This window comes from Bradyrhizobium rifense (assembly GCF_008123425.1).
Classification (GTDB): Bacteria; Pseudomonadota; Alphaproteobacteria; order Rhizobiales; family Xanthobacteraceae; genus Bradyrhizobium; species Bradyrhizobium rifense.
In genome coordinates, this window is sequence record NZ_VSSS01000030.1 from 201,520 (window position 1) to 224,171 (window position 22,652).

The 22,652-nt window shown below is 64.0% G+C and carries 24 protein-coding genes; 6 read left to right on the forward strand and 18 right to left on the reverse strand.

Annotated elements, in window-relative coordinates; all coding sequences use genetic code 11:
• Positions 1-19: 19 nt before the first annotated feature.
• The 3 genes from FXB40_RS19635 to FXB40_RS19645 all read right to left on the reverse strand — a co-directional run bounded on the left by FXB40_RS19635 (position 20) and on the right by FXB40_RS19645 (position 2,740).
• Positions 20-655: a hypothetical protein gene (locus FXB40_RS19635; protein ID WP_246207723.1), complete on the reverse strand. Its 636-nt coding sequence runs from the start codon at positions 653-655 to the stop codon at positions 20-22.
• A gap of 283 nt (positions 656-938) precedes the next feature.
• On the reverse strand, positions 939-1,817 hold the full coding sequence (locus FXB40_RS19640; RefSeq protein WP_148773819.1) for a DMT family transporter: 879 nt from the start codon (positions 1,815-1,817) through the stop codon (positions 939-941).
• Positions 1,818-1,900: 83 nt separating this feature from the next.
• Entirely contained in the window at positions 1,901-2,740 is an 840-nt protein-coding gene (locus FXB40_RS19645) for an N-acyl homoserine lactonase family protein (RefSeq protein ID WP_148773820.1), read from the reverse strand.
• Between the two features lie 357 nt (positions 2,741-3,097).
• Between FXB40_RS19645 and FXB40_RS19650 the strand changes: the two genes are divergently transcribed.
• Positions 3,098-3,916 (forward strand): chromate resistance protein ChrB domain-containing protein, encoded by an 819-nt coding sequence (locus FXB40_RS19650; RefSeq protein WP_148773821.1) that lies wholly within the window; start codon positions 3,098-3,100, stop codon positions 3,914-3,916.
• The gene (gene chrA, locus FXB40_RS19655) at positions 3,916-5,301 is read left to right on the forward strand and encodes a chromate efflux transporter (RefSeq protein ID WP_148773822.1); all 1,386 of its coding nucleotides are present in this window, start codon (positions 3,916-3,918) and stop codon (positions 5,299-5,301) included. Before FXB40_RS19650 ends, chrA begins: the two co-directional genes overlap by 1 nt.
• A 32-nt stretch (positions 5,302-5,333) precedes the next feature.
• Here chrA and FXB40_RS19660 read toward each other — a convergent pair whose 3' ends face one another.
• Both FXB40_RS19660 and FXB40_RS19665 read right to left on the reverse strand, forming a co-directional pair.
• Positions 5,334-6,878, reverse strand: a complete 1,545-nt coding sequence (locus FXB40_RS19660) for a GMC family oxidoreductase (protein WP_148773823.1) — start codon at positions 6,876-6,878, stop codon at positions 5,334-5,336.
• Positions 6,879-6,882: 4 nt separating this feature from the next.
• Entirely contained in the window at positions 6,883-8,433 is a 1,551-nt protein-coding gene (locus FXB40_RS19665; protein WP_148773824.1) for an ABC transporter substrate-binding protein, read from the reverse strand.
• On the opposite strand from FXB40_RS19665, the gene FXB40_RS47980 reads away from it, so the two are divergent.
• A complete protein-coding gene (locus tag FXB40_RS47980) occupies positions 8,411-8,674 on the forward strand; it encodes a hypothetical protein (RefSeq protein WP_187436994.1) in 264 nt (87 codons plus the stop codon). The two genes, FXB40_RS19665 and FXB40_RS47980, sit on opposite strands and share 23 nt — an antisense overlap.
• A gap of 12 nt (positions 8,675-8,686) precedes the next feature.
• Here the strand turns inward: FXB40_RS47980 and parC are convergent, their stop codons facing one another.
• The 3 genes from parC to recO all read right to left on the reverse strand — a co-directional run bounded on the left by parC (position 8,687) and on the right by recO (position 12,157).
• Positions 8,687-10,945, reverse strand: a complete 2,259-nt coding sequence (gene parC / locus FXB40_RS19675) for a DNA topoisomerase IV subunit A (RefSeq protein WP_148773825.1) — start codon at positions 10,943-10,945, stop codon at positions 8,687-8,689.
• Between the two features lie 60 nt (positions 10,946-11,005).
• A complete protein-coding gene (locus FXB40_RS19680) occupies positions 11,006-11,281 on the reverse strand; it encodes a hypothetical protein (protein WP_148773826.1) in 276 nt (91 codons plus the stop codon).
• 123 nt (positions 11,282-11,404) lie between these two features.
• Positions 11,405-12,157: a DNA repair protein RecO gene (gene recO / locus FXB40_RS19685; RefSeq protein WP_148773827.1), complete on the reverse strand. Its 753-nt coding sequence runs from the start codon at positions 12,155-12,157 to the stop codon at positions 11,405-11,407.
• A 58-nt stretch (positions 12,158-12,215) separates the two neighbouring features.
• Between recO and FXB40_RS19690 the strand changes: the two genes are divergently transcribed.
• The gene (locus tag FXB40_RS19690) at positions 12,216-12,521 is read left to right on the forward strand and encodes a hypothetical protein (RefSeq protein WP_148773828.1); all 306 of its coding nucleotides are present in this window, start codon (positions 12,216-12,218) and stop codon (positions 12,519-12,521) included.
• 86 nt (positions 12,522-12,607) lie between these two features.
• Here FXB40_RS19690 and FXB40_RS19695 read toward each other — a convergent pair whose 3' ends face one another.
• The 8 genes from FXB40_RS19695 to rpoZ form a co-directional block, all read right to left on the reverse strand.
• A complete protein-coding gene (locus tag FXB40_RS19695) occupies positions 12,608-12,988 on the reverse strand; it encodes a hypothetical protein (protein ID WP_148773829.1) in 381 nt (126 codons plus the stop codon).
• Positions 12,989-13,009: 21 nt separating this feature from the next.
• Entirely contained in the window at positions 13,010-13,936 is a 927-nt protein-coding gene (era, locus tag FXB40_RS19700; RefSeq protein ID WP_148773830.1) for a GTPase Era, read from the reverse strand.
• Positions 13,926-14,780 carry a ribonuclease III gene (gene rnc, locus FXB40_RS19705; protein WP_148773831.1) on the reverse strand — a complete coding sequence of 285 codons (855 nt, stop codon included), beginning with the start codon at positions 14,778-14,780 and terminating at the stop codon, positions 13,926-13,928. Before rnc ends, era begins: the two co-directional genes overlap by 11 nt.
• Complete coding sequence (gene lepB / locus FXB40_RS19710; RefSeq protein ID WP_148773832.1) at positions 14,777-15,541, reverse strand: signal peptidase I; 765 nt, start codon at positions 15,539-15,541, stop codon at positions 14,777-14,779. The genes rnc and lepB overlap by 4 nt, the downstream gene beginning before the upstream one ends.
• 261 nt (positions 15,542-15,802) lie before the next feature.
• Complete coding sequence (acpS, locus tag FXB40_RS19715; protein WP_148773833.1) at positions 15,803-16,222, reverse strand: holo-ACP synthase; 420 nt, start codon at positions 16,220-16,222, stop codon at positions 15,803-15,805.
• Positions 16,219-16,971, reverse strand: coding sequence for a pyridoxine 5'-phosphate synthase (locus FXB40_RS19720; protein WP_148773834.1), 753 nt, complete (start codon positions 16,969-16,971; stop codon positions 16,219-16,221). Before FXB40_RS19720 ends, acpS begins: the two co-directional genes overlap by 4 nt.
• 45 nt (positions 16,972-17,016) lie before the next feature.
• Positions 17,017-19,302, reverse strand: coding sequence for a RelA/SpoT family protein (locus tag FXB40_RS19725; protein ID WP_148773835.1), 2,286 nt, complete (start codon positions 19,300-19,302; stop codon positions 17,017-17,019).
• Between the two features lie 211 nt (positions 19,303-19,513).
• A complete protein-coding gene (gene rpoZ, locus FXB40_RS19730; RefSeq protein ID WP_014494742.1) occupies positions 19,514-19,906 on the reverse strand; it encodes a DNA-directed RNA polymerase subunit omega in 393 nt (130 codons plus the stop codon).
• A gap of 329 nt (positions 19,907-20,235) precedes the next feature.
• On the opposite strand from rpoZ, the gene FXB40_RS19735 reads away from it, so the two are divergent.
• The gene (locus FXB40_RS19735; RefSeq protein WP_148773836.1) at positions 20,236-20,880 is read left to right on the forward strand and encodes a LabA-like NYN domain-containing protein; all 645 of its coding nucleotides are present in this window, start codon (positions 20,236-20,238) and stop codon (positions 20,878-20,880) included.
• Positions 20,861-21,535, forward strand: a complete 675-nt coding sequence (locus tag FXB40_RS19740) for a uracil-DNA glycosylase (RefSeq protein ID WP_148773837.1) — start codon at positions 20,861-20,863, stop codon at positions 21,533-21,535. Before FXB40_RS19735 ends, FXB40_RS19740 begins: the two co-directional genes overlap by 20 nt.
• On the opposite strand, the gene FXB40_RS19745 is transcribed toward FXB40_RS19740, so the two are convergent.
• Both FXB40_RS19745 and smpB read right to left on the reverse strand, forming a co-directional pair.
• Positions 21,532-22,125 carry a peroxiredoxin gene (locus tag FXB40_RS19745; protein ID WP_148773838.1) on the reverse strand — a complete coding sequence of 198 codons (594 nt, stop codon included), beginning with the start codon at positions 22,123-22,125 and terminating at the stop codon, positions 21,532-21,534. The genes FXB40_RS19740 and FXB40_RS19745 overlap by 4 nt on opposite strands.
• A 4-nt stretch (positions 22,126-22,129) precedes the next feature.
• Entirely contained in the window at positions 22,130-22,603 is a 474-nt protein-coding gene (smpB, locus tag FXB40_RS19750) for an SsrA-binding protein SmpB (protein ID WP_148773839.1), read from the reverse strand.
• Positions 22,604-22,652: the final 49 nt, after the last annotated feature.

The following is a 22,652-nucleotide window of genomic DNA, read 5'->3' on the forward strand; positions in this document are numbered from 1 at the left end:
CTCGCTCGAAGGCCACGCCTCATTTCAATTCGAATTCGACAAGCTCGACGGTCGATGTCCCCGCGTTTCGCATCGTCCGCGTGGGGCCCGCATCCTGCCATGCGAAATCGCCATACTTCAGGTTGAGCCTGTGATCCGGCTTGCCCTGCCTGCCCTCGACCAATTCGCCGCCCTGCACCACAATGCGCACGCCCGGCGCTGCCTGCTGCATCGGTGGCGCAGACTCACCCGGCTGGAGGATCAACCGCCAGGCCTGAACACGGTGATTATCCATGACCGAGACGTACGGTGCAGGACGTACAAGCGGTGAAAAGCGGCCCGGCTGGGAGTCGTACATCTCAAACCCCATGATCCGGAAATCGCTGGAGCCGACATTGACAACCTGATGCACCACCGGCTGCTTCGCATAGTTGGTGAACAACACTTCCCCGACCTTGCGCGGCGTGATGACGGGCTTGCCGCCAAGCGGCGTCCCCTCGGCATCCGAGACGGCCATGTACACCTGTGCAAAGTCCCGGGTGTGCCGGTGATAGGCGGCCATCTCTCCGGCCGGGATCGTGACGTTCATGAAGCGCAGATATTCGTTGCTGAAGGTCTGATCGTGAAAGCTCGCAAACTCGATCGGAACGATCTCGGGATCGTCCGCCGCGCTCACTTGTCTCGGTAGCACCGCAGCGCCAAGCACCGCGCAGCAACCGCACAAGAACTGACGCCGTCCCATCGAATTACGCATATCCTTGCCGTCCTGTTGAATTATGCACGCTTGCATGCTTATCGGCCGACTCTTTAAAGTCCGCTTAAATGAAGGCCTCATCGCAGTTTCAGAGAACGCATGGCGCGTCGCTGCGAATGGCATGCCTGCTCGAGCCAGTTGGATCGTTGATGACGGCCCTGCCGAATCTATTGGCACGGCAATAGCCGCGCCTGCGCGGAGCTGATCAATTCGTCTTCGTTTCGCTAGTCGCGATCCAGATGCCGGCGAATACGGCAACCAGCCCGATCAGGAGATTCGGCGTGATCGGCTCGCCGATCAGCAGCGCCGCCAGCAAGGTCGCCGCGATCGGATTGACCGTCATCGTGTTGGCAACGCGAGTCGGCGTGGCGCGCGCCAGCGCCATGACCCAGAGAATGAAGGCGAGCGCGCCGCCGCCGGCGCCGAGATAGAGTCCGGCAATCCACTGCGCCGCCGTAAAATGGTTGAGCGCGGCAAAGCTGCCCTTCGCAAGACCCACGATCACCAGCACCACGGCACCCGCGCCCATACCGACGGTGAGAAAGCCGAGCGCGCTGGAACGCTGCATCAGCGGCCGCGACAGCACATTGTAGAAGGCCATGCAGAACACCGCGCCGGTCATGATCAGCTCACCGCGCCAGGAACCGGGCGGGCTCTGTGCCAGCCCCACGGCAAGCGCCGCCGCCACGCCGAGCACGGCGATGCCCACGCCGATGATCTTGCGCGCCGTCAGCCGTTCCACACCGAGGATCGCACCGACCACCATGGTGTGAAGCGGCAGCGTCGCCAGCGCGAGACTGGCACGGGCAGCGGTCGTGTAAGACACTGCGATATTGTAGAGGATGAAGAACAGGCCGAAGAAGCAGATGCCGAGCGCCATCACCGCCGGCCAGTTCGACCGCTGCGGCCAGCGCACGCGCAGCAGAAGCGCGCACGGCAGCAGGCAAAGGAAACCGATCCCCCAGCGCAGGATCGCCAGCATCACCGGATCGGCGCCGGCGACGAGATAGCGAGTGATCGCAGCCGCAGTGCCCCCTAAGCTGCTCGACGCCAGTGCGATCGCGACCCCGAGCCATTCCCCCACGCTTCGCCTCCCGTCCCGGAGCTTCTGGAGGCGGCTAGCACATCCCTGCTGCCACTGGGGTGGCAACAGGACCGCTGGCGAAGCTAATCATAAAACTCCGGCGACATCTTCTGGCTGTCGCGCTGGGCCTTGTCGTGGTTGATCCAGAGCTGCCCCTTCTCCTTGTCGAGCGTGTCGGCGATCTTCTGCATCGAGGCGACCGACTGGTCCTTGCTGACATTGTTGACGGGAACGCGCCGGTTCTCCCAATTGCTCTTGAAGTGGACGGCATCGCCGGAGAGCACGACCGCCCCGGTCTTCGGCAATTTCACCAGCAGCGACTGGTGCCCCGGCGTGTGACCGGGCGTCGAGAGAACGGTGATGCTGCCGTCGCCGAACACATCCTTGTCGCCGGTGAGCAGCTCGACCGGATGCGAGGGCTTGAAGCGCGGTTCGTTATTGGCGCCGGGCCAATCGTATTCGGCTTTCTGCACGTAGAGGGTCGCCTGCGGAAACATCTCGACATTGCCGATGTGATCGGGGTGCGTGTGCGAGACGCCCATTGCCTTGATGTCGGCGGGCTTGACGCCGATCTGCTCGAGCTGGGCTGCGAGCGTCTTCGGCCGCTTCCAGGTCACGGCCTTCGGATCTGCCGGCGCAAGCCCGTTCGGCATCGCAGCGACCGCGTCGGGGATGCCGGTGTCCCACAGGAACCAGCCCTGGCTGTGCTTGATGAGATAGCAGGTGTCGACGAAATCCATTGACTGACCTTCGTTCACCCCAGGCGACCAGCGCCCGATATCGCCGGCAACCCCCTCCCCGCAATTCATGATGTAGAGCTTCTCGACCCCGGGCTTTTCCGACTGTGCCACGGCCGTATGGCCGGACAGCGCGAGCGTGGCGACGGCGAGAGCGAGTTTGATCTTCGTGATCCTGGGCATCATCCTTGGTCTCTCCTTGCAGCGGTTGGGCGTGCTGCGACCGAGGATCAACCCCGGCCGCGCCGCAGAATTCCGTTCGCGCCGATCACGTCAGTGCGGGCAGGTCTCGACCGTAACGTGACGAATTTGAGGCCATCGTCGATTGTTCGATGGAATGGGAGTGCATCGGTGATCTCCGAAAGGTCAGGTCCGCTGGCCCCCAACATAGACCTGGGGGCCCTGTTGACGAAATCGGTGAAACGAGCCGATTGACAGGTCGGGGCCGTTTCGGTGTAATGAACCTCATGGGGATTTGAGCGATCTCCCCACGAGGCGACATGCCCAAGTATCGCGTCCCGTTTGTTCTTACGAGGGCGCATCATGTCTTCCTACACAACGATATCGTCTGACAAATTGGCGCGATTGATCGGCACGGCGAATGCCCCTGTCGTGATCGACGTGCGCACGGACGAGGATTTCGCCGCCGACCGGCGGCTGATCCCCGGCTCGATCAAGCTCAGCCACGACAATGTTCCGGACTGGGGCGGCTCATTCGCCGGCCGGTCCGCGATCGTCTCGTGCCTGCGCGGCGAAAAGCTGGCGCAGGGCACCGCGGCCTGGCTCAGGCAACTCGGCGTACAGGCCGAGACGCTGGAAGGCGGCTTCGAGGGCTGGAAGGCGGCGAAGCTGCCGCTCGTCGACACCCGCAAACTGCCGCCACGCGACGCCAAGGGCCGCACCGTCTGGGTGACGCGGGCCCGGCCGAAGGTCGACCGCATCGCCTGCCCCTGGTTGATCCGCCGTTTCGTCGATCCTAATGCGGTGTTCCTGTTCGTGGCGCCGTCCGAGGTAGTCGCCGTTGGCGAGCGTTTTGGCGCGGCGCCCTTCGACATCGAGAACGTGTTCTGGAGCCACCGCGGCGAGCTCTGCACCTTCGACGTGATGATCGAGGAATTCGGCATTGCCACCCCGTCGCTGCTGCGGCTCGCATTGCTGGTACGCGGCGCCGACACTGCGCGGCCCGACCTCGCGCCGGAAGCCCCCGGTCTGCTCGCGGCCTCGCTCGGGCTGTCGCGGATGTATGACGACGACCTCGAACAGCTCGAGGCCGGCATGCTGCTCTACGACGCCTTCTACCGCTGGTGCCGCGACGCCACCACCGAGACCCACAACTGGCCGACCAACAAGGTGAAGGCTTGATGGACACCCGTAGCGTTCAAGCAGGAGCTGATGCCAGTCACGGCATCAGCTTCGGTGAAGCCTTTCGCGTCTGGCTCCGCGTCGCATGCCTGAGCTTTGGCGGGCCCGCGGGCCAGATCGCGGTGATGCACCGTATCCTGGTCGAGGAGAAGAACTGGATCTCCGAAGGCCGTTTCCTGCATGCGCTGAACTACTGCATGCTGCTGCCCGGACCAGAGGCGCAGCAGCTTGCGACCTATGTCGGCTGGCTGATGCACCGCACCGCCGGCGGGCTGATGGCGGGCGGGCTGTTCATCCTGCCCGGCATCATCGCCATCATGGGCCTGAGCTACGTCTATGCGGCTTTCGGCAATGTCAGCTTCGTCGAGGCGCTGTTCTTCGGGCTGAAGGCGGCCGTGCTCGCCATCGTCATCGAGGCCGTCTTCCGCGTTGGCAAGCGGGCGCTGAAGAATCGCATCATGATCGCGCTCGCCGCCATCGCCTTCGTCGCGATCTTCTTCTTTGCCGTCCCCTTCCCGATCATCATCATCGCCGCCGGTATGATCGGCTATGGCGGCGCACGCGCCGGCCGTCCGGAATTCGCACCGGCCGGTCATGGCCATGGCGGCAGCGGTGCCGTGATCGACAGCATGCTCGGCGAAGCCGTGCCCGAGCATGTCCGTCCGAACACCGCGCGTGCGATCCGGACCGCGGCGCTGTGGCTGGCGCTCTGGCTCGTGCCGGTGATCGCGCTGCTTTTGGTCCTCGGACAAGCCAGCGTATTCAGCCAGATCGCGCTGTTCTTCTCAAAAATGGCGCTGGTCACCTTCGGCGGCGCCTATGCGGTGCTGGCCTATGTCGCCCAACAAGCGGTCGAGCATTATCACTGGCTGAAGCCGCACGAGATGCTCGACGGCCTCGGCATGGCCGAGACCACGCCGGGCCCGCTGATCATGGTGCTCCAGTTCGTCGGCTTCATGGCCGCCTATCGCGATCCGAGCGGCCTGTCGCCAATGCTGGCGGCCATGCTCGGCGGCCTGCTTGCGACCTGGGTCACATTCACGCCCTGCTTCCTCTGGATCTTCGTCGGCGGCCCCTATATCGAGCGCCTGCGCGGCAACACCGGGCTTGCCGGCGCGCTCAGCGCCATCACCGCCGCCGTCGTCGGCGTGATCCTCAACCTCTCGATCTGGTTCGCACTCCACACCCTGTTCCGCGAGACCGTGCCGGTGCACGCCTTCCCGCTGGATTTTGACAGGCCGGTGCTGACGAGCGTCGATATTCCCGCGCTGGTGCTGTCGATCGCGGCCGCGACCGCGATCTTTCGGTTCAAGCTCGGGATGCTGACGGTGCTCGCCGGCAGCTGCGCGGCGGGCGTGACGTTGCGGGTCATTGGGGTGATCTGAGACGGCGCTCCACTCTCGCTGTCGTCGCCCGGCTACCGCATCATCATCCGCGCGATCGCTTCCCCAATCACCACCGTCGTGAAGTGAGTATTGGCGCGGCAGTCGGACGGCATGATCGAGGCGTCGGCGACGCGCAAGCCCGAGATACCCTTCACCGAGCCATCAGGGTTGACCACGCCGTCGACATCCCCCACCCCCGTCATGCGGCAACTGCCGGCCGCGTGCTGGATGTCTCCGGTCTCACGGCGCAGCAGTGCATCGAGCTCGTGATGCGGCAGCGCCGCGGCCTGCGGCAGCGTGAGATCCGTATCGGTGAGCCGGATCCAGTCGGAGATGCCGGCGAGTGCCGGCTGCGAGGTGATGACGGCCAGCCGCTTCACCGCATCCATCATACGAAGCATATCGCGGGGATCGGCGAGCATGTTTTCCTCGACGATCGGATCGACGGATGGATCAGTCGAAGCCAGCTTGAGCGTGCCGCGCGAATAGGCGTTGAACAGGCCGGCTCCGATCGCCCCGGGCACACCGATGCCGCGGTGATTGAACGCGATCAGGATCATATCGCGCTTGCCGCCGTTGGCGAGGCCGGAGGAATAGGTCACGCAGCAATTGGTGTGGCGGGTGTCCGGGTCGGTCGGCCGCAGGTTTTCGTGGAGCTGGATCGTGGCGCGAAACAGCGGATGGTCGAAGAAGTGCCGGCCGACCGGCAGATCGCGCTCGACCGCGATCCCGATCGCCTTCAACTCCTCCGCCGGCCCGACGCCCGACCGCAGCAGGATCGCCGGACTGTGGATGGCGCCTGCGCACAGCACGATCTGGCGTGTGCTGATGTCGTTGGTGCCCTGCCCCTCGGTGTGAACGCGCAGACCAGTCGCCCGGCCGTCGCTGATCAGCACGCGATCGACCAGCGTCTTGCCCCGGATCTCCAGATTGGCGCGGCCGCGCGCGGGCTCCAGATAGCCCTCATTGGTGGTGATGCGGCGGCTGTCGCGGCTGTTGATGGGATAGCAGGCGACGCCCTCGCCGTCTGGACCATTGACGTCCGCGCACCAGGGATAGCCGCTCGCCAGCGCCGCATCGCGCAGGCCGCGATCGATCGGGCCCCATTTTTCCGGCGGCGCGCGATAGACCGGCAACGGCCCGCCGCGGCCGTGACCTGCGGCGTCGCCAAACTCAAAGTCGTCCTCGATCACGGAAAACAGCGGCATCACCTCTTTCGCCGACCAGCCGGAGCAACCATTGGCCGCCCATTCGTCGAAGGCATCCGCGACGCCGCGGATCGCGATCTGTCCGTTCATCATCGACGAGCCGCCGAGCCCCTTGCCGCGCCAATAGAAGCGCGGCTCCTGCCCCGCCACGCGGCGCGTCAGCAGATCAGGCCATTGCCATTTCTCCTGATACTCGCGCTTGTGGATGATCGGGATCGGATTTGGCGTTCGCACCTCCCAGGGCGCGTCATCAGCGCGCCAGTCGAGGCCGGCTTCGAGCAGCAGCACGCGCCGTGCGGGATCCTCGGAGAGCCGCGCCGCAACTGCGGCGCCGGCGGAGCCGCCGCCGACAACAATGACATCGTACATCGCGTTACTTCTCAACGTTCCAGAACACCGGGATGGCGGACGGTATCAGACCGCGCAGAGTGGCGCGATAGGCCGCCGGCTGCGCGAACTGGCCCCACGGGATCGCGGGCGCCTGATCATACATGATGCTCTGGATCTCGCCGGCAATCTTCTTGCGGTCATCCTCGGCAGGCGCTTTCGCAAAGGCTTCCATCAGCGGCGTGATGCGCTGATCGCATTGCCAGCCGGTGAAGTCGGCGCAGTTGAAGGCGACCATGACATTGGTCAGCGGCGAACCCAGGTCGAAACCACCGGCATGAACGCCATAGACACTCCAGCCCTCCTTCTTGGCGCGGCGCGCCAGCACGCTCGCCCAATCCATCACCTGGAGATCGACGTTGAAGCCGGCCGCCTTGAGCCGCTCGGCCAGCACCTGCGCCGAGACGCGTGGCGCTTCGAGATCGTTGGCCTCTATCACGACCACCGGCTCGCCGGCGTACTTCGTCGCCTTCAGTGCGGCCTTCGCCGCTTCGATCGACGGATTTGCCGCGGCTTCAATGCCGGCCTTGCTCTCATAGGTCGTGCCGCAGGTGAAGAACGTCGCGCAAGGCGCGGCGTATTTGGCATCGAGCCCGAGTGCATCCAGCACTTCGCGCTGATCGACCAGCTTCCACAGCACGCGCCGGATCGCAGGATCGTCGAACGGTTTCGACGCCGCATTGAGGCGATAGGCGCCGGCGAACATGTTGCCGCCGGTGAAGTTCACGAGTTTTACGCGAGCGTTCTTCTCGAGTTGCGGCAGCAGATCGAACGGCGCGTATTGCATGAAGTCGATTTCGCCGGCCTGCAATGCGGACGCCGCGGTCGATCCGTCGGGAATGACGCGGATCTCGAGCGTGTCGATGTTGACGCGCTTGCCGCCAGCCAGGAAGTCGGCGGGCTCTGGTCGCGGCACATAGTCGGCGAATTTCTTCAGGATCATGCGATCGCCGGTGCGGTGATCGGCCTTGCTGTAGACGAACGGACCGGAGCCGATGATCTCGGTGATGCGCTGGTCGCCGGGCGTCTTGGCAATGCGCTCGGGCATCATGAAGGCGACGGGGCTGACGGGATTGCCGAGCGCGTCGATGACGAGGCCGGACGGCTCCTTCAGCGTCAACACGAAGGTTTTTGCGTCGGTCGGCTCCAGCGAGGCCGTGATCGCAAAGATGCGGCGGCCGAGCGCGCTGCGGGTGCCCCAGCGGCGCAGCGAGGCGACACAATCGGCCGCGGTGACCGGCTGGCCGTCATGCCATTTCAGGCCGTCACGCAGCGTGAACGTGTAGGTCAAACCGTCGGCTGAGACCTTCCAATCCTGCACCATCTGCGGCTTGACGTCGCCCTTGGAATCCTTCGCGAACAGCGTGTCGAACACCATGTAGCCGAACGTGCGCGAAATATAGGCCGTGGAGAAATGCGGATCGAGCGTAACGATCTCCGCCTCGAGCACCGCGACGAGATTACCTGCTGCGTGCGCCGGCGCAGATACCAGCGCGAGGACGAACAGCGCCGGAATGAACGACTTCAGCTTGAACATTGGTTTCTTTTTGCCTTTTGACGAAGCGTTTGCACTCGCCAAGAAAAAGCAATGTTCGTGCCCGATCGACGCAGGCACTTATGCGCTCAGGACTATCTGCCGCGCGTTTGCGCGCTACACTCTCGCTGTCATCGCCCGGCTTGACCGGGCGATCCAGTACTCCGTGAAGCCAGTGATCGAACCGAGAAGCCGCGGCGTACTGGATGCCCCGCTTTCGCGGGGCATGACACCGGTGCTGTAGCGAGAGTCGTCCCTACCCGATCACCTTGCCGAACTTGTTCGACTTCGGGAAACCCTTCGGCGGCAGGCGGCCGGCATCCGCGCGGGTGCCTTGCCACTCGGCGAGCTCCTTGGTGGTCGCGGAGAATTCGCGGCCAGCGGAGTCCTTCCAGGTCAGGCCAGCCTTGGCCTCGAAGACAGCGACGTCGGACAGACCGCCGTCCTTGTACTTCTGCAGGCGCACGCCGCGACCACGCGCCATCTCCGGCACCTGGTCGAGCGGGAAGATCAGCATCTTGCGGTTCTCGCCGATCACCGCGACGGTGTCGCCGATCACCTCGGTGACCGTGCGCGCCTCGTTCGGCATGTCGACGTTGAGGACCTGCTTGCCCTTCTTGGTGGTGCCGACGCAATCGTCCTCGTTCACCACAAAACCCTGGCCCTCGTGGCTCGCGACCAGGAATTTGCGACCGCCCTTGTTGACGAACAGCGCGACGGGCGCGGCCTCCTGCTCGAGGTCGATGAACATGCGAATCGGATTGCCGTGGCCACGGCCGCCCGGGAGCTTCGCGACATCAAGCGAATAGAATTTGCCGTTGGTGGCGAACAGCAGCAGCTTCGAGGTCGTCTCCGCGAAGAAGGCGAAGCCGAGCTTGTCGTCCTGCTTGAAGGTAAGGCCCGAGAGATCCTCGATATGCCCCTTCATGGTGCGGATCCAGCCCTTGTCGGAGACGACGACGGTCACCGGCTCGCGCTCGACGAGGGCTTCCTCCATCGCGGCGAGATCGTGCTCGGGCGCGTCGGCAAAGGTGGTGCGGCGCTTGCCGAGCGGCGTCTTCGGTCCGAACATGTCGCGGACCTTGCCGACCTGCTCGGCGACCTTCTTCCACTGCTCGGGCTCGGACGCGAGCACCGCGTTGATGCCCTTGAGTTCGGCGCGGAGAGTCTTGTCCTCGGTGCGGATCTCCATCTCTTCGAGCTTGCGCAAGGAGCGCAGGCGCATGTTGAGGATGGCTTCGACCTGCACCTCGGTGAGCTTGAACGCCTTCATCAGCGCCGGCTTCGGCTCGTCCTCGGTGCGGATGATCCTGATCACCTCGTCGATGTTCAGATAAGCGATGAGCAGGCCGCCGAGCACTTCCAGCCGGTGCTCGATCTGCGCCTTGCGGTAATTGCTGCGGCGAATCAGGACGTCGCGCAGATGGTCGAGCCATTCGCGCAGGCACTCCGCGAGCCCGACCACCTTGGGGACGCGGCCCTTGATCAGCACGTTGAGGTTCAGCGGAATCTTGTTTTCGAGCTCGGTCAGCCGGAACAGCGATTCCATCATCAGCGTGGGATCGACGTTCTTCGACTTCGGCTCGATCACGATGCGGACGTCTTCGGCCGACTCGTCCCTGATGTCGCCGACCAGCGGCAGCTTCTTCTGGTCCAGCAGCTCGGCGACCCTCTCGATCAGACGCGACTTCTGCACCAGGAAGGGAATCTCGGTGACGACGACGACCCAGGTGCCGCGCGTCCCCTCTTCCTGCTCCCATCGGGCGCGAACGCGGAAGGAGCCGCGACCGGTGGTGTAGGCTTCAGCGATGGCCTGCTTGGAATCGACGCAGATGCCGCCGGTGGGGAAATCCGGGCCCTTCACCCACTTCAAGAGCGCCCTGGATTTCGCGTCGGGCTTCTCGATCAGATGCAGCGCGGCATCGCACAGCTCGGCGGCGTTGTGCGGCGGGATCGAGGTCGCCATGCCGACGGCGATGCCCTGCGCGCCGTTGGCGAGCAGGTTCGGAAAGCCGCCGGGCAGCACGACCGGCTCTTTCGACTGGCCGTCGTAATTGGCGCGGAATTCGACGCCGTCCTCGTCGATGCCCTCGAGCAGAAGCCGCGCGACGTCGGTCATGCGCGCTTCGGTGTAGCGGTAGGCGGCGGGGTTATCGCCGTCGATATTGCCAAAATTGCCCTGGCCGTCGACCAGCGGGTAGCGCGAGGAGAAATCCTGCGCGAGGCGCACCATGGCGTCGTAGATCGCCTGGTCGCCGTGCGGATGGAACGAGCCCATCACGTCGCCGACGATTTTGGCGGATTTCTTGAAGGCCGTGCCGGGGTCGAGCCTGAGCAGGCGCATGCCGTAAAGGATGCGCCTATGAACCGGCTTCAGGCCGTCGCGCGCGTCGGGCAGCGCGCGATGCATGATGGTGGAGAGCGCGTACGCGAGATAGCGCTCTTCCAGCGCCTCACGCAGCGGCACATCATGAATTTCGGCCGGTTCTTCCGGCGGAACGATTCGTTTTCCCATGCCGCCCGGTTAAACCGTGGAAGCGAATCGGGCAAGGATGGATTGGTTCCCTGTGGGCTTCTACTGCCCTGCCCAGCCGGCAGTCACGGTCGTCTGGACCTTGGCAGGGGGTGTCGCCGGCATGTTGGCTACGCAGCGGCGGGCAGTCTCGATTTCGGCATCGGTTGCGCCCTTGGATCGCGCCCATGCCTCTGCCGCCGCAGCGGAATATTTCGCGACATAGAACCTGACGACCGTGCAGGAGGCGCGACGGAACACGCCCGGTTGCTCGCCTGCGAGGGCGTCCGGCGCCAGCGCAATCAGCGCTGCCGATACGATAAGTCCCTTGATCAGCATCAGGTTATCCCCGGGTTGGAACCCCAAGGGCCAATCCGGGAAACCCGGTTTGGTTCCGGGAAAAGTTGCCTGAATGAGCAATACAGAGGCGCGCTGGCTTCATGGCGCCGGAATTGCCGCCTTTCAGGGCGCAGGAAGCGCCGCTTTGGCCTGCTGCCGCGTCAGGGCATTGATGAAGCCGGAGCGCGCGTCGGAATGGACCTGCCCCCGCGGCTCCAGCACATGGCGCAGCAGGAACAGGCCGGTGAGCCGAAAGCCGTCCTGGAGATCTTCGTCCGTGAGTTCGCTCGCGGCTTCGCCATGGCGCAGGAATGGCGGCAAACGCAACAGCCGGTCGCGCCACGGCTCGCCCGCGCCGCGCGACACCGCGCCGCCGGATTTGGGCGAGACATAGATCAGGTCCGTGGTCTCCCCGGTCACCGCGCAATTGTCCAGCGCCAGCCCGAAGCCGAGCTCGGAGAGCATCGCCAGCTCGAAATGGATGACGTGCACGGCCGCGCTGCCGATGTCGTCGAAATCGTCGAGCGAATGTTCGAGCAGCGCAAAGATGTCCTCGTGCGGATCGCGCTCCGGCAGCAGCCGCGCAACCGAGGCCAGATGCGTGACGCCGTAGACGCCATGGGACGATCCCAGCAGCGTCGCCGCGCGCAGCTTCAGGCCTTCGATGGCGTAGGTGCCGAGATGCTCGTCGAGCCGCGCCCGCCACACCGCGCTCACGCTGTTGCCGGGCTGCAAGAGTGGCCGCAGCCGCGAGCTTGCTCCGCCGCGCACGAGACCGAGATGCCGGCCATGCTGGCGCGTCAGCAGCTCGACGATGGCGCTACTTTCGCCATGCCGCCGCACGCCCAGCACGATGCCTTCGTCGGTCCATTCCATATGCTAAGTATAGCGCCATATGCACTGACGCAGAAGTTCGGACACGCCTGGGAGCACGATGGCCAGCATCATTTTCGACTTGATCGCGCTCATTCTCGAATTGGTGTTCTGGGTAGCCTGGGAGGCCTTGCCGACCGTTTTCTATTTCACCGCACTGGCTTTGCTATTTGCAGCCACGTTCGGCAGGATCACCGTCGAATTCCCCACAAGCATGATCCGGGTCGGCTGGACAGGCCTCTTGCAGGTCACGCGTACAAGCGAAGGCCGGGTGATCCTGTCGCCGGCGCTCGGCGTTGTCGTAGGCTTCGTAATCTGGACGATCATCATAAGCGCGGTGATCATTGTCCACGCCTACCGATTGTAGGACGAGTTCGAGAAATCGTAGGGCAAAGCGACTTGTCCGCCGTAGCTCGAAGAGCGAAGGCGGAAGCGTGCCCACCAATTTGATGGTCACGCGTTGAACCAGCCCCGCGCGTCGCCGGTGAACGAAAAATACAGGCCGAACCCCGTCAGCACGCAGGAGACGATCTCGATCACGCTGTCGAGCTCAAGGCCCTTATCGCCGAGGATCTGACCGAGCGAGATCACAGACAGGACCAACGCCGCCGCCAGCACCCAGCGCGGCCAGTTCTTGCGCCAATGCGCAGCCAACCAGACGAAATAGACCAGCAGCAAAATCATCCCACCGGCGAGCAGCGTCGCCGTCATGATCATCTGTTCGGTCATCTCGATGGTGGGGGTGCGATCCTGCACCGCCACAGACAGCGCATCCAGCATCAGCGATGCATAGAGCAACGCTTCGAAGCGCCGGACGTTCGTGGGCACGCTCATCAAATACCGATCTTTTCTTGCTTATTCCTTGGGAAATTCCAGGCCCATCTCGCGATAGCGATCGGGATCGTCGCCCCAGTTCTCGCGCACCTTGACGAACAGGAACAGATGCACCGGTACGCCGAGTATCTCGCCGATCTCCTTGCGCGAGTCCGCGCCGATCGACTTGATGGTGGCACCGCCTGCGCCAAGCACGATCTTGCGTTGGCTTTCGCGCTCCACGAAGATCGTCTGCTCGATGCGCACCGACTTGTCCTTGCGCTCCTCCCACTTGTCGGTCTCGACCGTGGACTGGTACGGCAATTCCTGGTGCAGCTTGCGATAGATCTTCTCGCGGGTGATCTCGGCCGCGAGATGCCGCATCGGCGCGTCCGACATCTGGTCCTCGGGATAGAGGAACGGACCCGGCGCCACCATCTCGGCGAGCGTGCTTCGAATATCGTCGACACCATCACCCGAGATCGCCGAGACCATGAAGGTCTTGGCGAAGGCCATGCGCTCGTTGGCGGCCTGCGCCAGCGCCAGCAGCTTCTCGCGCTGGACCAGATCGACCTTGTTGATTACCAGAATCTTGTCGTGATTGACGCTCGCGACCTTCGTGAGAATCGCCTCGGCCTCTTCGTCGATGCCGCTTTTGGCATCGAGCAGCACGCAGACGAGGTCGGCGTCATGCGCCCCGCTCCAGGCGGTCGAGACCATGGCGCGGTCGAGCCTGCGCTTGGGCAGGAAGATGCCCGGCGTGTCCACCAGGATGATCTGCGCGTTGTTCTCGATCACGATGCCACGGATCAGCGCGCGCGTGGTCTGCACCTTGCGCGAGACGATCGTGACCTTGGCGCCGACCAGCGCGTTGACCAGCGTGGATTTGCCGACATTCGGTGCGCCGATCAGCGCAACGAAGCCGCAGCGCGTCGCCGCGGGCGCTTCGCCGCTTGCTTCAGCCGTCATTGCCGCCACCGACACCTTCTCGTTCGATCATGACCGAGGCCGCGACCTTCTCCGCCGCGCGCTTGCTGCCGCCGGTGCCTTCGGCCGGCGCCAGCCCCGGCAAGTCCACCGCAACGCGGAACTCCGGATCGTGATGCGGGCCGGTGCGCTCGACCTCGCGGTAAACCGGCGTCGGCAACCCCTTCCCCTGCGCCCATTCCTGCAGCACGGTCTTGGGATCGCGCAGCGGCCGCCGCGGCTTGTGCATGCGCTCGGTCCAGTTGCGCTTGACGAACTCGTCCGCCGCCGCATGACCTCCGTCGAGGAAGATCGCGCCGATCACGGCTTCGCAGATGTCACCGAGGATGGACTTGCGCAGCCTCGCATCGGCGCTGGAGCCGACCGAACCGAGCTTGATGTCGTCGAGCAGACCGAGCGACTTGGCGACGTCGGCGCAGCTCTCCTTGCGCACGAGCTCGGCGAGCCGCTTGGACAGCTCACCCTCATCGGCGTTCGGGAAGGCATGATAGAGCATGTCGGACACGACGAGCCCGAGCACGTGGTCGCCGAGGAACTCCAGCCGCTGATAGCTGTCGCCGCGTTTGCGTCCGGACTTCAGCGCCGACACGTGCGTGATTGCCTGCATCAGCAGGTTCGGATCGGCGAAGTTGTGGCCGATGCGCGCCTCGAGCGCCGCGTTCGCGTCAGCCGCCGCCTTGGCTTTGCTACTTCGTGTCCGCTTCTTCTTGGCCGGCGCCTTGGTATCAGGAGTCTTGGTCGCAAGCGTCTTGGTTGCAGCTTCGCCCTCAGGGGCGGCTTGCGCCTCGATCGGTTGGGTCGTGATATCCTTGGCTTCGTCTTTCATCGGACGATTTTGAAGAAACGATTCCAGCGCACCGCCCACGGCCAGCGCCAGAACATCCAGGCATGTTCGCCTTCGGCGATCGAGAAGAAGATCATCTGGGCTCGGCCGATCAAATTCTCCTGCGGCACGTAGCCGACCTGGCCGAGGAAACGGCTGTCGGTGGAGTTGTCGCGGTTGTCACCCATCATGAAGAAATGGCCAGGCGGCACAGTGTAGACGTTGGTGTTGTCCATGTAGCCGTTGTCGGCGCAATCGAGCGTCTCGTAGGAGACGCCGTTCGGCAGCGTCTCCTTCCAACGCTTCACGCGCGAGATGCCGCCGCCTTCGGAGCCGCAGGGATCCTCGCCGACATACTCGCTCATGCGCTGGCGCTCGACCGGGGTATCGTTGATGTAGAGCAGGCCGTCCTTCATCTGGACGTGGTCGCCAGGCAAGCCGATCACGCGCTTGATGTAATCGGTGGTGTCGTCCTTCGGCAGCCGGAACACGACGATGTCGCCGCGGTTCGGATCCGAGCCCCAGATCCGTCCCGAGAACAGCGGCGGCGAGAACGGGATCGAATAGTGGCTGTAGCCGTAGGAATATTTCGAGACGAACAGATAGTCGCCGACCAGCAGCGTCGCCTTCATCGAGCCGGACGGGATGTTGAACGGCTGGAACAGGAAGGTGCGGATCACCAGCGCGATCAGGAGAGCATGGATCACGACCCGGATCGTTTCGCCGACGCCGCTTTCAGTTTTCGTTCCCGAAGTCACGCTCATTGCTCTCTCAATTCCGGCCGGCGATCACAGAACGCCCTCCTCCCGCGAACGGCCCGCCGGTTCGCGGCCAAAGGAGATTGTCCTGATTCTGATAGTGAGGGCCAATTCCGGCGTAAAGCCGAATTCGCCCAGCCTGATTTGCGTCCGCGGACTTTTAGACGGTTGCCGCAGGCCACGCAATCAAGGATCGCATCAAAAACCCGTAAGACGTTGAATTTCAATACGAATTATAAAATTCCCACTCCGATCCTCAGGAATCGGTCAGGGCTTGGCTCGCGGTACGGCAGAAATGATCACGAAGGCCTGCGCCAACGGCCAGTCGTCGGTGATCGAGAGGTCGATCTGAGCCTCGAATCCCTCCGGCGTCAGGGCCTGGAGCCGGGCCAGCGCCCCCCCGGTCAGCCGCATGGACGGCCGGCCCCCGGGCAGGTTGACCACCCCCATGTCGCGCCACCACACGCCCTGCCTGATGCCGGTGCCGAGGGCCTTGGAGCAGGCCTCCTTGGCGGCAAAACGCTTGGCATAGGTCGCCACCACCATCTTCTCGTTCTTGGCCCGCCGCTCCGCCTTGGCCCGCTCGGCCGCGGTGAAGATGCGGTCGAGGAAGCGCTCGCCATGGCGCTCTATCACCTTTCCGACGCGGGTGATGTCGATGAGGTCTGAGCCAATGCCGATGATCATGCCCGGCTCCGTCCGATATCCATCGCCGCGCGCATCTTGCGCACCGTCTCGGCAAGACCAACGAAGAGCGCCTCGCCGATCATGTAGTAGCCGATGTTGAGCTCCATGATTTCGGGCAGCGCGGCGATCTTCTCAGCGGTCGCGTAGTCCAATCCGTGGCCGGCATGGACCTCGAGCCCGGCGTCCCTTGCGAGCTTCACGCCCGCCACGATCCGCCGCCATTCAGCTTCGGCCTTGTCAGCGTGGCCGTCGACCACGGCGTCGCACCAGGCGCCGGTGTGGATCTCGATCACGGGCGCGCGCAGCCGCGCCGCCATCTCAATTTGTGCAGGGTCCGCAGCAATGAACAGCGAGACGCGGATGCCGGCATCGTTCAGCCGCGCGATATAGGGCGCGAGCGCGTTGTGCTGACCGACCACGTCGAGCCCGCCCTCGGTCGTCACCTCCTGGCGCCGCTCCGGCACCAGGCACACCGCATGCGGCTTGGTGGCGAGCGAGATGCGCATCATGTCGTCGGTCGCCGCCATCTCGAAATTCAGCGGCTTGGAGATTTCCGCCTTCAGCCGCGCCATGTCCTCGTCGCGGATGTGCCGGCGGTCTTCACGCAGATGCGCGGTGATGCCGTCGGCACCAGCCTCGATCGCAAGCAGCGCCGCGCGGACCGGGTCGGGATGGCGGCCGCCGCGTGCGTTACGGACGGTCGCGACATGGTCGATATTGACGCCGAGGCGGAGCGGAGGTGCGGACATTTCAGGACTCACGGGATCGGAGGAACAGGCGACTGCGACAGTCGCCTATCCATTAACACGTTCGACGCGGGCGACGACCGCCTTGGCCCGCAGCTGGGCCAGGATCGCGCTCAAATGCTTGAGATCGTAGACTTCGAGATCGATCGTCGTCTCCGTGAAGTCGGGCGAGCGGCGCTGCATGCTGATATTGTCGATGTTGCCGTCGTGCTCGGCAATCACGGTCGCGATCTGCGCCAGTGCGCCCGGCTCGTTGACGTTCTCGACCTTGATGCGCGCCGGGAAGCGTTGCGGGGCGGAATCCTCGATGTCCCAGCGGACGTCGAGCCAGCGCTCCGGCTCCTCCTCGAAATCCTTCAGCGCCGGCGACTGGATCGGATAGATCGTGATCCCCTCGCCCGGCGTGACGATGCCGACGATGCGATCGCCCGGTACGGCACCGCCGTTCGGCGCGAACTTCACCGGCAGGTCCGAATTGTTGCCGCCAATGGGGATCGCAACCGGGCTGCGCGACGGCTCCAGCGCCTTCTCCTTGAGCTTGGCGGCGAGCCCCTTCTTGACGCCGTAGCGCGCGACGCGCTCCTCCTTGTAGTCGGGATACATGGCGCGCGCGACGTGGGAGGCCTTGATCTCGCCACGGCCGACCGCCGCCATGACGTCCTCGATCGAGGTGCGCGCCAGCCGCGGCAGCGCGCCCTTGAGCTTGTCGTCGGCGTATTCGATCTTGGCGCGCTCGAACAATCGCTCGACGATGCGCCGGCCGAGGCCGACATATTGATCGCGCACCGCGGTACGCGTGGCGCGCCGGATCGCAGCGCGCGCCTTGCCGGTGACCGCGAGCGTCTCCCAGGCCGACGGCGGCGCCGACTGCGCTTCCGAGGTCAGCACCTCGACCTCGTCGCCATTCTGAAGCTCGGAGGACAGCGGCGCAAACTGGCCGTTGATCTTGCAGCCGACCGCGCTGTTGCCGACGTCGGTATGCACGGCATAGGCGAAGTCGATCACATTGGCATGGCGCGGCAGTGCGATCAGCTTGCCCTTCGGGGTGAAGCAGAACACCTGGTCGTGGAACAGCTCGAGCTTGGTGTGCTCGAGGAATTCTTCGGGGTTGGCGCTTTCCGAGAGGATGCCGATGGTGTGGCGCAGCCAGGCGAACGCGGTGGACTCGCGCTTGAGGAATTCGGTCGGCGAGCCCACGCCTTCCTTGTAAAACACGTGCGCGGCGATGCCGCGCTCGGCGATCTGGTCCATCGCCTCGGTGCGGATCTGGAGCTCGACGCGCTGGTTGCCGGGGCCAATCACGGTGGTGTGGATCGAGCGGTAGTCGTTCTGCTTCGGCGTCGAGATGTAGTCCTTGAAACGCCCCGGCACGACCGGCCAGGTGGTGTGGACGATGCCCAGCGCGCGATAGCAGGCCTCGATGTCGTTGACGACGACGCGAAAGCCGAAGATGTCGGACAGCTGCTCGAAACCAACCGACTTGCGCTCCATCTTGGTCCAGATCGAAAACGGCTTCTTGCGGCGGCCATAGACCCTCGCACCGAGACCCCTGTGGCGCAGATTGTTGGAGAGCTGGTCCTCGATCTCGCCGATAAGATTGCGGTTGCGCTCGGCGAGCGCATCGAGTCGCTGCATCACCACCGAATAGGCTTCGGGATCGAGGGTGCGGAAGGACAAATCCTCCAGCTCCTCGCGCATTTCCTGCATGCCCATGCGCCCGGCCAGCGGCGCGTAGATGTCGAGCGTCTCCTCGGCAATGCGCCGGCGCGATTCGGTCGGCACGAAGTCGAGCGTGCGCATGTTGTGCAGGCGGTCGGCGAGCTTGACCAGGAGCACGCGGACATCGTCGGCAATGGCCAGCAACAATTTGCGCAGGTTCTCGGCCTGCTTGGCCTCGCGCGACACCAGCTCAAGCCGCTTCAGCTTGGTCAGGCCCTCAACCAGCGCGCCGATCTCGGGGCCGAACAGCTGGTCGATCTCCGCGCGCGTCGCCTCGGTGTCCTCGATCGTGTCGTGCAGCAGCGCGGCGACGATGGTGGCGTCGTCGAGCTTCAGGTCGGTGAGAATCGCCGCGACTTCGAGCGGGTGCGAGAAATACGGATCGCCGGAGGCGCGGGTCTGCGAGCCGTGCGCCTTCATGGCGTAGACATAGGCGCGGTTCAGCAGGTCTTCGTTGGTGTTCGGATTGTAGGACCGGACGCGTTCGACGAGGTCATATTGACGCATCATGCGCGCGCGCGGCTTCGCTGGCCGTGCCACCGGCGCAGTCGGGGCCACGGCAACCGATTCGGTTGCGGCCTGCATCTGCGTGGGTCTGCGGCGTCGATACACCATGCCGTCCTGCCTTCAAACGGACCTTGAAGGGGCCCGTTGCATACATCCTAAGCTCCGATCGCGGACACGGCCGATCAATTCGGTGACAGGCGCGCGGCGTAAACCGGCAACGCTATGGTAACCACGAAAACGCCAACAAAAGCAAAGGCCCGAACACGGGTTCGGGCCTTTGATAAGATCACAAGAAGTCGACGGATCGCGATTAAGACGATTACTCGTCCTCCTCGGGCTGCTCTTCCGGCGGCGCGAGGCCTTCGAGGCCCTTCAGGAGCTCCTCTTCGGTCATGCGCTCAACAGCCACTTCGGTATCGTCGGCATCGACGCTGGCGCCGGCGGAACCGATCAGCGGCACCGTATCCGGCTCGGGCTCGTCCACCTCGACGAACTTCTGGAGGGAGTGCACCAGCTCCTCGCGGAGATCCTCCGGCGAGATGGTCTCGTCGGCAATTTCACGCAAAGATACAACAGGGTTCTTGTCGTTATCGCGGTCAACCGTTAGTTGTGAACCGGACGAAATCATGCGGGCACGGTGGGCGGCCAGCAGGACCAGGTCAAACCGGTTGTCGACCTTGTCGATACAATCTTCTACGGTGACGCGAGCCATGGACTGTCGCTCCGTTGTGGGTGGGACGAAATATGTGGATGATTGGGGCTAGTTATAGGGGCCGGGGCGCTTTCGCAAGGCAAATTTGTAATTTGGCCTCGCCAAACGCCTCTGCTACCTCCACATTGGGGCTGGGATGGGTGGTTTCCCGGGCTGCCATTGAGGGCGGCGCCGGGAGTATGAAAGTCCGCCATAACTATACCTTGATTGCCCCGACTTCTCCGGATTTGCGGTTTCGACGGGTTTCGGCAGGACTTTGAACTGCGCGGCTTGCTGCCGCTGCGCCAACAATAAACGAATTTATCACGAACACTACGCGAGCAAACTGAATGTCACCTTCCCCTACCAACAAGATTGCGCTCTTCATCGATGGCGCCAATCTCTACGCGACGGCGAAAACTCTCGGCTTCGACATCGATTACAAGCGCCTGCTGAAGGAATTTCAGAGCCGTGGGACACTGCTGCGGGCGTTCTACTACACAGCGATCATCGAGGATCAGGAATATTCCTCGATCCGTCCGCTGATCGACTGGCTCGACTACAACGGCTACACGGTCGTCACCAAGGCGACCAAGGAATTCATCGACGCCTCCGGCCGCCGCAAGGTCAAGGGCAACATGGACATCGAGCTCGCCGTCGATGCCATGGAGCTCGCCGAGCACATCGACCAGATGGTGCTGTTCTCGGGCGACGGCGACTTCCGCTCGCTGGTCGAGGCCGTGCAGCGTCGGGGCGTGCGGGTGACGGTGATCTCCACCATCGCCAGCCAGCCGCCGATGATCGCCGACGAGCTGCGCCGCCAGGCCGATGTCTTCACCGATCTCGTCGAGTTGCAGTCCAAGCTTGGCCGCGACCCGTCCGAGCGCCCTGCCCCGCGCGATCGCGGCGAGCGCGAGGCGCGCCACCACGCTCCGCAGTTCCTCCAGCGCGCGACCACGATGGCGCCGAGGGGCGATGACGACTTCGAGGAGTGAGGTAGCCCGGTCTAGCCGCCAGGCCCCCACCCTCGTTCCCGACCGTGACTGTCCGCTCTGTCCGCGCCTGGTTGCCTTTCGCGAGGCGAACCGCGCGCGCGAGCCGTCCTGGCACAACGCGCCGGTGCCGCCGTTCGGCGATATCAAGGCGCGCCTATTGATCGTCGGCCTCGCGCCGGGCATGCAGGGCGCCAATCGCACCGGCCGCCCGTTCACCGGCGATTATGCGGGCGACCTGCTCTACGCCACGCTGCTCGAATACGGTTTTGCCAAGGGCACCTATCAGGCGCGTCCTGACGACGGCATGAAGTTGGTCGACTGCCGGATCGCCAACGCCGTGCATTGCGTTCCGCCGCAGAACAAGCCGCTGCCTGTCGAGATCAACACCTGCCGCCCGTTTCTCGTCGCCAACCTCGAGACGATGCCGAATTTGCGCGCGATCGTGGCACTCGGACGCATTGCGCACGATACGGTGCTCAAGCCGCTGAGCCTGAAGGCCTCGCAAGCCCCATTCGGGCACGGCGCCGTGCACCAGGCAGGCCGGTTCAAGCTCTACGACAGCTATCACTGCTCCCGCTACAACACGAACACAGGCGTGCTGACGACGGACATGTTCCGCAGCGTGTTCGCGAAGATCAGGGCCGACCTCGACTAGGTCTTTGCCGGAGTCTTTGCAGGATTTGCCTTCAGCCAGTCCAGCACATCGCCCGCGTTCCGGTCGGGCGGAAACACCGGATAGAACACATGGGTGATTCTGGCGTCGTCGATGATCAGCGCGAGGCGCTTGATCAGCGTCAGGCCCGCGACCTCCATGGTCGGCAGATTGAGGGCGCGCGTGAGTGCCAGCTTCTCGTCCGAGAGCACCGGGAACGGCAGATGCAGCCGCGACGCCATCTCGGTCTGGTAGGCGTTGCTCTGCGTCGAAAGGCCATACACCTGCGAAGCGCCGGCGGCTTTCAGATCGGCGAACAGGTCGCGAAATGCGCATGTCTGCGGCGTGCAGCCCCGCGCGCCCGGGATCATGTCCCAATCGTCGACCAGCCCGATCTTGCCGGGCTCGCCGGTGCGCGGATAGGCAAACACCACGGTGCGGCCCGGGAGCGCCGACAGATCGACCGAATTGTCATCGGTCGCACGCAGGCTGATCGCGGGCAGCATCATGCCTTTCAGATGCACGGCACCGCCATCGTCAGTAGGTGCGGGAATCTGGCTCCAATCGACCTCGAGCAGGTTCTTCTGGTTCATCTCGCTATCCCCTCGCCCGCATCAGCCGGCCCTTCTCCCGGCTCCAGTCGCGCTTCTTCTCGGTCTCGCGCTTGTCGTGCAGCTTCTTGCCCTTTGCAACTGCGAGCTGCAATTTGGCCCGCCCGCGCTCGTTGAAGTAGAGCTTGAGAGGGATCAGCGTCATGCCCTCGCGATCGACGGCGCCCATCAGCTTGTTGATCTGACGGCGATGCAGCAGCAGCTTTCGCGGCCGCTTGGGCTCGTGGTTGAAGCGGTTGCCCTGGAGATATTCGGGAATCGTGGCGTTGATCAGCCAGATCTCGCCGTCTTTGGAGTCGGCATAGGACTCCGCAATCGTGCTCTTGCCGTTGCGGATCGACTTCACCTCGGTTCCGGTCAGAGCAATGCCCGCCTCGACCGTATCCTCGATCGCATAGTTGAAACGGGCCTTGCGATTTTCCGCCATGACCTTGATAGGACGTTCGTTCTTATCGGCCATGACCTACAAACCTGATCGAGATGCGCGCGTAAGCTAACAGTTTGGATGA